The organism is Streptomyces sp. LaBMicrA B280, assembly GCF_049222185.1.
In the GTDB taxonomy this organism is placed as follows: domain Bacteria; phylum Actinomycetota; class Actinomycetes; order Streptomycetales; family Streptomycetaceae; genus Streptomyces; species Streptomyces murinus.
The window spans coordinates 84,095-95,211 of the sequence record NZ_JBMJCT010000052.1 but is presented as its reverse complement, the minus strand read 5'-3'; the positions used below and the strand labels follow the sequence as shown (position 1 = coordinate 95,211).

10 protein-coding genes are annotated in these 11,117 nt (G+C 72.5%); 7 read left to right on the top strand and 3 right to left on the bottom strand.

The annotated features are described in order from the left end of the window. Nucleotides 1-59: 59 nt before the first annotated feature. From ACLF5H_RS30815 to ACLF5H_RS30790, 6 genes are all read left to right on the top strand, one after another. Nucleotides 60-692: a LuxR C-terminal-related transcriptional regulator gene (locus ACLF5H_RS30815; RefSeq protein ID WP_421679412.1), complete on the top strand. Its 633-nt coding sequence runs from the start codon at nucleotides 60-62 to the stop codon at nucleotides 690-692. Nucleotides 693-926: 234 nt separating this feature from the next. Next, entirely contained in the window at nucleotides 927-2,537 is a 1,611-nt protein-coding gene (locus ACLF5H_RS30810; protein WP_421679411.1) for a GMC oxidoreductase, read from the top strand. A gap of 116 nt (nucleotides 2,538-2,653) precedes the next feature. Next, complete coding sequence (locus tag ACLF5H_RS30805) at nucleotides 2,654-3,421, top strand: thioesterase II family protein (RefSeq protein ID WP_421679283.1); 768 nt, start codon at nucleotides 2,654-2,656, stop codon at nucleotides 3,419-3,421. Nucleotides 3,422-3,499: 78 nt separating this feature from the next. Beyond that, entirely contained in the window at nucleotides 3,500-4,078 is a 579-nt protein-coding gene (locus tag ACLF5H_RS30800) for a PadR family transcriptional regulator (RefSeq protein WP_421679282.1), read from the top strand. A gap of 77 nt (nucleotides 4,079-4,155) precedes the next feature. Continuing rightward, nucleotides 4,156-5,880: an acyl-CoA dehydrogenase family protein gene (locus ACLF5H_RS30795; protein ID WP_421679281.1), complete on the top strand. Its 1,725-nt coding sequence runs from the start codon at nucleotides 4,156-4,158 to the stop codon at nucleotides 5,878-5,880. Between the two features lie 172 nt (nucleotides 5,881-6,052). Continuing rightward, complete coding sequence (locus tag ACLF5H_RS30790) at nucleotides 6,053-6,703, top strand: class I SAM-dependent methyltransferase (protein WP_421679410.1); 651 nt, start codon at nucleotides 6,053-6,055, stop codon at nucleotides 6,701-6,703. A 57-nt stretch (nucleotides 6,704-6,760) separates the two neighbouring features. Here ACLF5H_RS30790 and ACLF5H_RS30785 read toward each other — a convergent pair whose 3' ends face one another. After that, nucleotides 6,761-7,366 carry a TetR/AcrR family transcriptional regulator gene (locus ACLF5H_RS30785; protein ID WP_421679280.1) on the bottom strand — a complete coding sequence of 202 codons (606 nt, stop codon included), beginning with the start codon at nucleotides 7,364-7,366 and terminating at the stop codon, nucleotides 6,761-6,763. 70 nt (nucleotides 7,367-7,436) lie between these two features. Here ACLF5H_RS30785 and ACLF5H_RS30780 point away from each other — a divergent pair, with 70 nt between their 5' ends. Further along, entirely contained in the window at nucleotides 7,437-8,330 is an 894-nt protein-coding gene (locus ACLF5H_RS30780; protein WP_421679279.1) for an NADP-dependent oxidoreductase, read from the top strand. On the opposite strand, the gene ACLF5H_RS30775 is transcribed toward ACLF5H_RS30780, so the two are convergent. Next, nucleotides 8,257-9,495, bottom strand: coding sequence for a hypothetical protein (locus ACLF5H_RS30775; protein ID WP_421679278.1), 1,239 nt, complete (start codon nucleotides 9,493-9,495; stop codon nucleotides 8,257-8,259). The genes ACLF5H_RS30780 and ACLF5H_RS30775 overlap by 74 nt on opposite strands. Next, entirely contained in the window at nucleotides 9,492-10,958 is a 1,467-nt protein-coding gene (locus tag ACLF5H_RS30770; protein ID WP_421679277.1) for an AMP-binding protein, read from the bottom strand. Before ACLF5H_RS30770 ends, ACLF5H_RS30775 begins: the two co-directional genes overlap by 4 nt. Nucleotides 10,959-11,117: the final 159 nt, after the last annotated feature.

Below are 11,117 nucleotides of genomic sequence, written 5' to 3'. Positions count from 1 at the left end.
CCTGCCGACGGTCCCCACGGCCGCCCACCAGCCTCCGAATTGATTTCGCGCTCAAGTCTCTGACAGGGAGCACATTCTTGCTGAGTCCAGCACCTGCAGCTCCGGGCCTGTGCGTGGCAAGCCTCGATAAAACACTGGCCATCCAGCAGGCGAACCAGGAGTTCTTCCGGCAGTTCAACGGCTCGTCCGAGGACCTATGCGGCCGCAATTTCCGCGACGTGGTCCACCCGAGCGCGCAGCAGCCGTTGGTGCGCCAATTCGCCAATTTGTTGGAAGGCAAGCACCAGCGATTCGTCACCCCCGTCCTCGCGGTGGGGCCCGGCGAGGAGAGTGCCTTCACCGTCCCCCTCACCGCGGTCGCGGTGCGCGGGGGAGTGCCCGACACGACCGCGATCCTGGTCATGATGCCCACCGCCGGGGACGGCGAGGGAGCACGCGTGGTGTCCAGGCGCAAGAAGATCCTCTCCGCGATGGACGCCCGCATCCTGGAGGGCATCGCCGCCGGTGTCTCCACCATCCCCCTCGCGGCGAGCCTCTACCTCAGCCGGCAGGGCGTCGAGTACCACGTGACCTGTCTGCTGCGGAAGTTGAAGGTCCCCAACCGCGCCGCACTGGTCTCCCGCGCCTACTCCATGGGCGTGCTCAAGGTCGGCGCCTGGCCCCCCGAGGTCGTCGAGGACTTCGTGAAGTGAGCGGGTCCCCGCCCGCGGACTTCGTGAAGTGAGCGGGCCCCCCGCCCGCGTTCGCCCCGCACGGCCGCTTCCGCACACCCGGTGACCCGACCCCGCTCGGGCCCGACGTCCGCCGAACTCCCCGACAGTCCCCAGGCCGAGCCTCCCCGGGCCGGCCCCCCAATACCCCTGAATCCCCTCTCGAAGCTCAGGAGCAACAGCGTGAACGCACACCAGCCTCTGTCGCGCCGCCGCATGCTCGGCCTGGCCGCCTTGGGCGCCGCCGCACTCACCGGGCAGACCATGATCAGCGCGGCCCCCCGCGCGGCCGCGGCCACCGCCGCCGACGGCTCAGGCAGCACGTTCGTGCCCGCCGTCGTGGTCGGCACCGGGTACGGCGCGGCCGTCTCCGCCCTGCGGCTCGGCGAGGCCGGGGTCTCCACCCTGATGCTGGAGATGGGCCAGCTGTGGAACCAGCCCGGCCCGGACGGCAACACCTTCTGCGGGATGCTCAAGCCCGACAAGCGCTCCAGCTGGTTCAAGACCCGGACCGAGGCCCCGCTCGGCTCCTTCCTGTGGCTCGACCTCGCCAACCGGGACATCGACCCCTACGCGGGCGTACTGGACCGGGTCAACTTCGACCAGATGTCCGTGTACGTGGGCCGCGGGGTCGGCGGCGGCTCGCTCGTCAACGGCGGCATGGCCGTCACCCCCCGGCGCTCCTACTTCCAGGAGGTGCTGCCCCAGGTCGACGCCGACGAGATGTACGGCACGTATTTCCCGCGCGCGAACTCCGGTCTGCGGGTCAACAACATCGACAAGGACTGGTTCGAGCAGACCGAGTGGTACCAGTTCGCCCGCGTCGCCCGCCAGCAGGCCGAGAGCGCCGGTCTGAAGACCACCTTCGTGCCCAACGTCTACGACTGGGACTACATGCGCGGTGAGGCGGACGGCACCGTGCCCAAGTCCGCGCTGGCCGCCGAGGTCATCTACGGCAACAACCACGGCAAGGTCTCCCTCGACAAGAGCTACCTGGCGGCCGCGCTCGGCACCGGCAAGGTCACCATAGAGACCCTGCACCAGGTCAAGACGATCCGTCAGCAGAACGACGGCACCTACCTGCTGACCGTCGAGCAGAAGGACCCCGACGGCAAGCTGCTCGCGACCAAGGAGATCTCCTGCCGCCACCTCTTCCTGGGTGCCGGCAGCCTCGGCTCCACCGAACTGCTGCTGCGCGCCCGGGAGACCGGCACCCTCCCCGCCCTCAGCTCCGCGATCGGCGGCGGCTGGGGCCCCAACGGCAACATCATGACCGCCCGCGCCAACCATGTGTGGAACCCCACGGGCAGCAAGCAGTCGTCGATCCCCGCCCTCGGCATCGACGACTGGGACAACCCCGACAACCCCGTCTTCGCCGAGATCGCCCCCATGCCGGCGGGCCTGGAGACCTGGGTCAGCCTCTACCTGGCCATCACCAAGAACCCGCAGCGCGGCACCTTCGTCTACGACGCCGCCAAGGACCGCGCTGACCTGCGCTGGACCCGGGACCAGAACGCGCCCGCGGTCGCCGCCGCCAAGTCGCTGTTCGACCGCATCAACAAGGCCAACACCACCATCTACCGCTACGACCTCTTCGGCAAGCAGATCAAGGCGTTCGCCGACGACTTCTGCTACCACCCGCTCGGCGGCTGCGTCCTCGGCGAGGCCACCGACAACTACGGCCGGGTGTCCGGGTACAAGAACCTCTACGTCACCGACGGCTCGCTCATCCCCGGCAGCATCGGCGTCAACCCGTTCGTGACCATCACGGCGCTGGCGGAGCGCAACGTCGAGCGCGTCATCAAGGAGGACATCGCGGGTTCCTGACGAGCGGCGGGCGGGGCGCGACGCGCGCCCCGCCCCTCCTTCGCCCCGCCTCCTCGCCCCGCGACACACGCCCCGCGCGGTGGGCGGCCGAACCCCGACCGAAAGGGAACGCTTCAGTGAACTCCCCGCCCACCGATGCCGACGGGCTCTGGATCCGCAGGTTCCATCCCCGCCCCGACGCCCGTGTCCGGCTGGTCTGCCTGCCCCACGCGGGCGGCTCCGCCAGCTTCTACTTCCCCGTCTCCCGGTCCATGCCCGAGGACGTGGACGTGCTGTGCGTGCAGTACCCCGGCCGCCAGGACCGCCGTGCCGAACCGCTCGTGGACTCCGTACCGGCGCTCGCCGACCAGGTCCACGAGGCGCTGCTGCCCTGGACCGACCGGCCCCTCGCCCTGTTCGGCCACAGCATGGGCGCCTCCCTCGCCTACGAGGTCGCCCGCCGCCTGGAACGGGACCGGGACATCGTGCCCGCCGCCCTCATCGCCTCCGGCCGCCGCGCACCCTCCAGGCACCGCGCCGAGACGGTCCACCTGCGCGACGACGACGGCCTGGTCGCCGAGATGCGCGCCCTCAGCGGCACCAACCCCCAACTGCTGGGCGACGAGGAGATCCTGCGCATGATCCTCCCGGCGATCCGGGCGGACTACCGCGCGGCCGAGACGTACGCCTGGGAACCCGGACCGCCGCTGCGCTGCCCGGTGACCTGCCTCGTCGGCGACGACGACCCGAAGGTCACGGTGGCCGAGGCCGCCGCCTGGTCCGAGCACACCGAAGGACCCTTCGCCCTGCAGGTGTTCCCCGGCGGCCACTTCTTCCTCGCCGCACACCAGCCGGAGATCATCCGCCTCATCACCGCCCGGCTGGAGGCGCCCGCCCTGCCCTGAGGGCGGCCGGGGTGACCCGCGTCGCATCGGGGCGGGCAGGGGTTGCTATGCAACGAGTTGCATAGAAGGATCGACGGCATGGCGCTCGAACACGCGATCCTGGTGTCGCTCCTGGAGAAGCCGGGCTCCGGCTATGAGCTGGCCCGGCGCTTCGAGCGCTCCATCGGCTACTTCTGGACCGCGACCCACCAGCAGATCTACCGCGTGCTCAAGCGCATGGAGAACGACGGCTGGGTCGACGCCCGGGACGTCCCGCAACAGGGCCGGCCGGACAAGAGGGAGTACAGCGTCGCCGACCTCGGCCGCGCCGCGCTGTCCTCCTGGCTGCACGACCCGATCGAGCCGGAGAGCGTCCGCCACGACCTGGCCGTCAAGATCCGGGGCGCCGCCTTCGACGATCCGGCCGCCCTGATCCGCGAGGTGGAGCGGCACCGCCAGGCGCACCGCGACCGGCTGACGCACTATCTCGCGGGCCAGGAACGGGACTTCACGGAGCCCGGGCCCGCGGCCCGCCCGGCCGGACCCCAGGCGCCGCCCGACGCGGAGCGCGAGCTGCAGCACGCCGTACTGCGCGGCGGCATCGCGTACGAGCGGATGATGATCGGCTGGCTGGACGACGTGCTCGCCACGCTGGCCCGGTTCGGTCCGCACCGCTGATCCCCGCCTGCCCGACCCCGCTCGCCGCCAGGCCACCCGAACCCCAACCGCCCACCAGCCGAAAGGCGCCCTCACCCATGGCTGACCAGCTGCTGCTCAACCCGCGCACATACGACCCCGCGCACTTCGACCCCGAGACGCGCCGCCTGCTGCGGGCCACCGTCGACTGGTTCGAGGAGCGCGGGAAGCGGCGGCTGATCGAGGACTACCGCAGCCGCGCCTGGCTCGGTGACTTCCTCGCCTTCGCGGCGAAGGAGAACCTGTTCGCCACCTTCCTCACCCCCTCGTCCGCCGCCGGGGAGGGCGAGCCGGACAAGCGCTGGGACACCGCCCGGATCGCGGCGCTCAACGAGATCCTCGGCTTCTACGGCCTGGACTACTGGTACGCCTGGCAGGTCACCATCCTCGGCCTCGGCCCGGTCTGGCAGAGCGGCAACGCCGACGCCCGCGCCCGCGCCGCCGAACTCCTCGACCAGGGCGAGGTGTTCGCCTTCGGCCTCTCCGAGAAGACCCACGGCGCCGACATCTACTCCACCGACATGCTGCTCGAACCCGCGGCCGACGGCGGCTTCCGGGCCACCGGCTCCAAGTACTACATCGGCAACGGCAACGCCGCCGGACTCGTCTCCGTCTTCGGCCGCCGCACCGACGTCGAGGGGCCCGACGGCTACGTCTTCTTCGCCGCCGACAGCCGCCACCCCGCCTACCACCTGGTCAAGAACGTCGTCGACTCCTCGAAGTTCGTCAGCGAGTTCCGCCTGGAGGACTACCCGGTCGCGGCCGAGGACGTCCTGCACACGGGCCGTGCCGCCTTCGACGCCGCCCTCAACACCGTCAACGTCGGCAAGTTCAACCTGTGCACCGCCTCCATCGGCATCTGCGAGCACGCGATGTACGAGGCCGTCACCCACGCCCACAACCGGGTCCTCTACGGCCGCCCCGTCACCGACTTCCCGCACGTACGGCGCGAGTTGACCGACGCGTACGTCCGGCTCGTCGGCATGAAGGCGTTCAGCGACCGCGCGGTCGACTACTTCCGCACCGCGGGCCCCGACGACCGCCGCTACCTGCTCTTCAACCCGATGACGAAGATGAAGGTGACCACGGAGGGCGAGAAGGTCATCGACCTGATGTGGGACGTCATCGCCGCCAAGGGCTTCGAGAAGGACAACTACTTCGCCCAGGCGGCCGTGGAGATCCGCAGCCTGCCGAAGCTGGAGGGCACGGTCCACGTCAACCTGGCGCTGATCCTCAAGTTCCTGCGCAGCCACCTCCTCGACCCCGCCGACTTCCCCGCCGTACCGACCCGCCACGACGCGGCGGACGACGACTTCCTGTTCCGGCAGGGCCCCGCCCGCGGCCTGGGCGCGGTGCGCTTCCACGACTGGCGGCCCGCCTTCGACGCGTACGCGCACCTGCCCAACGTGCGCCGCTTCCGCGAACAGGCCGACGCGCTCTGCGCGTTCGTCGCCACCGCCGCTCCCGACAAGGAGCAGAGCCGCGACCTCGACCTCGTCCTCGCGGTCGGCCAGCTCTTCGCCCTCGTCGTGCACGGCCAGCTCGTCCTGGAACAGGCCGCCCTGACCGGGCTCGACCCGGACGTGCTCGACGAACTCTTCGCCGTCCTCGTCCGCGACTTCTCCGCACAGGCCGTCGAACTGCACGGCAAGGACTCGGCGACCGAGGAACAGCGCGCCTGGGCCCTCGACGCGATCCGCCGCCCCGTCACCGACCAGGACCGCACCGCCCGGGTCTGGCAGCAGGTGGAGGCGCTGTCCGGGTGGTACGAGATGGCCCCGTAGACCGGCTCCACCCGAGCGCCCTGGCACCGCCGCGCCCCCTCGGCGCGGCGGTCGCCCCATGTCCGGCGGGTCCCGGAACGCCGTTTTGCCGGACCGGCAACAGAAGTGGTGCGACCGCTACGCGGTGGGCGACGGTGGGCCCGTGACCAACGACATCGCAGCAGACTCGCCCATGTCCGACGCTCCCGCGCCCCTCGGCCAGTACCTCGGAGACCCCGCGTTGCGGGCGGAGTGGGACCAGCGGTACGCCGACCGGCCACAGCTGTGGAGCGGCCGGCCCAACGGCGCGCTCGTGGCCGAGGCCGCCGGGCTCACCCCGGGGCGGGTGCTCGACGTCGGCTGCGGCGAGGGCGCGGACGCCGTCTGGCTCGCGCGCGCGGGCTGGGACGTGACCGCGCTCGAAGTCTCCGGCGTGGCGCTGGAGCGAGCGGCCGGGCACGCGCGGGACGCCGGCCTCACCGTCCGCTGGGTCCACGCGGCCCTCACCGAGGCCGCACTCCCACCGGCCTCCTTCGACCTCGTCTCCGCGCAGTACCCGGCCCTGCTGCGCACCCCCGGCGCCGCGGCCGAGCGCGCTCTGCTCGCGGCGGTGGCGCCCGGTGGTGTGCTGCTGTTCGTGCACCACGCGGGGGTGGACGCCCGGCAGGCGCGGGAGAACGGCTTCGACCCGGCCGACTACGTCTGGCCCTCGACGGTCACCGCTCTGCTCGACGGCGACTGGGAGGTGGAAGTGGACGAGCAGCGCCCCCGCGTGGCACCCGACAGCGGCGCCGGCGCACACCACTCCGACGACCTGGTGCTGCGCGCCCGACGACTGCGCTGAAGCCGTACGCCCCCGCCGGCGGCCTGACGGACGGGTGGGCGCGGGGCCGAGCCCCGACTAGAGTCCCGCCTCGCCGGTGGTGTCGCCGGAGGGGCGGGCGACGGCCCAGGCCGCTTCGATCATCCGGAAGATCTCGTCCAGCGCGGCGTCAGGGTCGGACGCCGCACGGGCCAGCGCGTAGGCGTCGATCACGAACCTCGCGATCGCCCGGTCCGCCGTCGTGCCCCGGGAGAGAACGGGATCGGCGCCGATGGCCGCGGCCAGCGACTCCCCGTGCCGCAGCCGCATCGACTCCTCGTACTCCCGCAGGGCGGGGGATCCGTCGATCATGCGCCAGATCGGCGCGGCGCCGTCCGCCGTGCAATGCCGGACCATGGACCGGACCTCGCGGCGCAGCGCGGGGACGAGCGGCTCGCCCGGCGCCCGGTCGGTGACCGCCCGCGAGAGACCTTGCTCGAAGTCGTCGTCCCGCTCGAACACCAGGGCCTCTTTCGAGGCGAAGTGCGAGAAGAGCGTGGTGACGGCCACGTCGGCCTCGGCGGCCACATCACGGATACCCACCGCCTCGTACCCGCGTTCCAGGAAGAGCCGGAGAGCGGTGTCGGCGATCTTCTGACGGGTCGCGGCCTTCTTGCGTTCACGGCGTCCGGGCGGGGCGGTCATGCGGTGACGCTATCAGATGCGAACCCGAACCAATTCCAAAACGCTAACCGTTAGTGCTACGGTCGGCCGCATGAAGAAAGTGAGCTTCGCCGAATTCGGCGGACCCGACGTGCTGCGCCTCATCGACGCCGAGGAGCCCCACGCGGGCCCCGGCCGCATACGCATCGCCGTGCGGGCGGCGGGTGTGAACCCCGTCGACTGGAGGATCCGGGAGGGCCAGAAACTGGGGGCTCATCCCACCGTCCTGCCCTCCGGGGTAGGGCTGGACGCCGCCGGGGTGGTGGACGAGGTCGGCGCGGGCGTCGAAGGGGTCGAGGTCGGCGACCGTGTGTTCGGCGAAGGCTCCAGCACCTACGCCGAGTTCGCCGTGCTGTCGGCCTGGGCCCGGATGCCCGAGGGCCTGACGTTCGAGGAGGCGGCCGGATACCCCTCCGTGGTGGAGACCGCGCTGCGCGTCGTCCGCGAGGTCGGTGTGCGGCCCGGCCAGACGCTGCTGGTCAGCGGCGCGGCCGGGGGAGTCGGCTCGGCGGTGCTGCAGATCGCCCGCGACCGCGGCATCACGGTGATCGGCACGGCCGGGCCCGCGAACCAGGACTATCTGCGCGGCCTGGGCGCCCTCGCCACGACGTACGGCGCGGGCTGGGTCGAGCGGGTACGGAGGCTCGGCCGTGTCGACGCGGCCCTCGACCTGGCCGGCTCGGGTGTGCTCCGCGAGCTCGTCGACCTGGTCGGCGACCCGCGGAAGGTCGTCACCATCGCCGATCTCGGGGCGCCGGAGTTCGGTGTCCGGTTCTCCGGCGTGGCCGGGAGCGTGCCGGACGCGCTCGCCGTGGCCGCCGACCTCATCGCGCGGGGAAAGCTCCACATCCCGGTCGAGAAGTCGTACCCGCTCACCGAGGCCGCGGCGGCGCACGTCGACAGCCGAGCGGGCCACGCGCGCGGGCGCAGGGTGATCGTCGTCTGAAAGCCGGCCGGGTGAGCCCGGGCCCGAGCCCCCGGTTGAAAGCAGGCCGAGTGAGGCGGGCCCGAGCCCCCGGTCGCGGGCCCGGCCCGACGGGATCCGTGCCGGTCGCTACGCCCGCCGGACCACGGGTACGGACTCGCAGCCGCGGCGCCGGGCGTCCCGGTGGGCCCGGCCCGGGGACGCCCCGGTGGGCCCGGCCCGGGGACGCCCCGGCGCCCACCACCCGGCCGTCGGCGACTGCCAGCCACTCGCCCTGCGCGGGCTCCGTCACACCGGACGGCCTCAGCGCCCGGAGGATCGCGGGGTCGGGTTCCGCGGCCGCGGCGGGCGGTGTCGGCCGGGGCCGGCCCGCCCGCCATTCGGCGGTGGTGCGCTCGCCGCCCCGGACCCGCCTCCATACCAGGTGCTGCACCACGATCAGCGGTCCCAGCACCGTCAGGAGCGGGAAGGCACCGGTCAGCACTCCCCGCGCGAACAGCACGCTGACCGCGCAGGAGACCGCGAGCCCGACCGCGGCCGCGAGGATTCCGGCGGCCCGCCCGAACGCCTTGACCGCCGTCAGCGGGAAGAGCACCAGGAGCAGCAGGTCACCCAGGCCCAGCGCCACCGGCGGCGTCCCGCGCGTCACCGCGAGCAGCGGGGCGAACGGCAGCCCCATGACCTCGGCCGCGAACCGGTCCATGACGGAGGTGAGCCCGGTGGCCACCAGGTCGTAGCAGGCGAGCGCGCCCGCGAACCACGCCGCCTGCGCGGACCGCATCCCGCTCTGCGCCCACATGGTGGCGACCCCCGCCACCGCCACGACAAGCAGCACATCGGTGAGCGCCAGCACGGCGAGCGGGCGGCCGAGGAGGGCCAGTACGGTGTCGGCGGCGACCGCGGCCAGCGCGATCAGCCAGGCCCGGCCGGCGCCAGACAGTGGCGCGAGGGTGAACTGCAGCGCCGTGCAGAGCACCAGGCCGAACACGGTCGCCACCGCGGCGCGCGGCAGGAACAGATAGAGCAGCGGAGCCGCCGCCACCACGACACACATCACGGCGATGTCCGGCAGCTCGTAGCGCCCCACCGGGGGGCGCGGCATCCGCACCCGGTGGAAGTAGACGGCGCTCGCCACCATCGCCGCGAGGACACAGCAGTTGAGGCCGACCAGGGCGGGGGCGCTCATGCCGGGCTGCCGAGCGTCGCGGCGGCCGGGCGGACCGATTCGAAGGTGTGCTCGCGCAGGTCGGCGCGGACCGGTCCGGTGGGCGGCATCCCGGCCGGGTCGTCGTGGAGCACGATGCCGCCCAGCGCGAGGCCCGCGGCGGTGGCCCGGTCCTCCAGCCTCCCGAGCAGACCGGCACCGGCCCGGCGGCGGGCCAGGACGTGCAGCAGCGGGCCCCCGGACCCCTCCGCCAGGGCGTAGCGGGCGGGCAGCGGGATGTCGGGCTCGGCCTCCAGCAGGTCCAGCAGCGACCGGGTGGTCACCGCCCGGCTGACCGGCCCCGACCAGCGGCCGAGGACGAGCGAGGTCGCCGGCATGTGGGCCAGCTCGCACTCCGGCGCGGTCTCGGGCCGCCGGACCAGGTCGCCCGTGTCGTAGCGCAGCAGCAGGGTGCACTCCCGGTACGGGACGTACGGCGTCTGCACGATGACGCCCACCCCGCCCGGCGGTGTCGGCTCCCACGTCTCGGGGTCGAGCACCTCCAGATGCCCGAACTCGGTGGTGTGGTGCAGATGCCCCGCGCCGCAGACGGTGCCGCCGGACGGCACCGTCTCCGTCATCATGTACGAACTCGTGATCCGGGCCCCGAAGACCGCCTCCGCCCGCTCGCGCAGCGGTTCGGAGAGCACCTCGCCGCCGACGCCGACCGACTCCAGGCCGAAGTCGGACGCCTGCCAGTCGTGCCGCTCCGCCTCCTCGACCAGGGCGGACAGATAGGACGCCGCGACCGTGAGGTGGGTGATCTGCGGGGCCTTGCCGCGCAGCCCGAGCGGTGCCGCGAGCCGGTCGAGCGTCACCGCCGGGTCCACGGTGCCGATCGGCACGAACGCCGCGCCGATCCGGGTGACCGACTCCGCCACGTTGAGCAGCGGCAGCGTCGCCCGGGAGCAGCCCGCGTAGGCCATGCCGTGCCGGGGCCGTAACCCCATGCCGAGCACGGCGGACACGGTGCTCATCGCGACCATGATCTCCAGCTCCGCCCGCGAGAACCACACACTGGTCGGGGTCCCGCTGGTCCCGGTGGTGAGCGCCATCAGCGAGGGCACCGACGCGGCGGAGACGAAGGCGGCGGGCAGCCCGCGCAGGGCGGACTTGGGAGTGACCGGCACCTGTTCCCAGGTCTCCGGGGTGAGCGTGGCCGCATCGAGGCCCAGATCCTCGAACACCCGGCGGTAGTAAGGGGTATGGCGGACGGCGGCGCGAGCGGTGGCCCGCAGACTGCGTGCGGTGACGGTGCGGCGCACATCGGGATCGACGGCCCCGGACTGCCCGGGCAGCAGCACCGAGTCCTCTCCCGGCTCGCCGAACTCCGCGAGGGTCTCGATCAGATCGCGGGCGATCCGTTCGAGGTCCCCCGGACGGATCCGCCGGTTGCGCAGGATCGCCGTGCTGTAACGCAGCTGTCTGAAAGCCGTGCCGAACAAGTACGCCTCCTGGTTCCTGGACCGGGAATCCGACTCCCGGTCCAGGCCGGGACCGATCGTCAGGCCATGCTGGCGAACATCGCCGCGGTGAGCGTGCTGAAGGCGTACTTGATGTAGTGCTTGACCATGATGGATCTCCCTTTTCCAGGCCGCCGCGAG

Bases quoted from the DNA above. Each gene is read 5' to 3' on its own strand.
- ACLF5H_RS30775 (WP_421679278.1), bottom strand. From the start codon at position 9,495: ATGAGCGCCCCCGCCCTGGTCGGCCTCAACTGCTGTGTCCTCGCGGCG.
- ACLF5H_RS30795 (WP_421679281.1), top strand. From the start codon at position 4,156: ATGGCTGACCAGCTGCTGCTCAACCCGCGCACATACGACCCCGCGCAC.
- ACLF5H_RS30810 (WP_421679411.1), top strand. From the start codon at position 927: ATGCTCGGCCTGGCCGCCTTGGGCGCCGCCGCACTCACCGGGCAGACC.
- ACLF5H_RS30780 (WP_421679279.1), top strand. From the start codon at position 7,437: ATGAAGAAAGTGAGCTTCGCCGAATTCGGCGGACCCGACGTGCTGCGC.
- ACLF5H_RS30790 (WP_421679410.1), top strand. From the start codon at position 6,053: ATGTCCGACGCTCCCGCGCCCCTCGGCCAGTACCTCGGAGACCCCGCG.
- ACLF5H_RS30785 (WP_421679280.1), bottom strand. From the start codon at position 7,366: ATGACCGCCCCGCCCGGACGCCGTGAACGCAAGAAGGCCGCGACCCGT.
- ACLF5H_RS30800 (WP_421679282.1), top strand. From the start codon at position 3,500: ATGGCGCTCGAACACGCGATCCTGGTGTCGCTCCTGGAGAAGCCGGGC.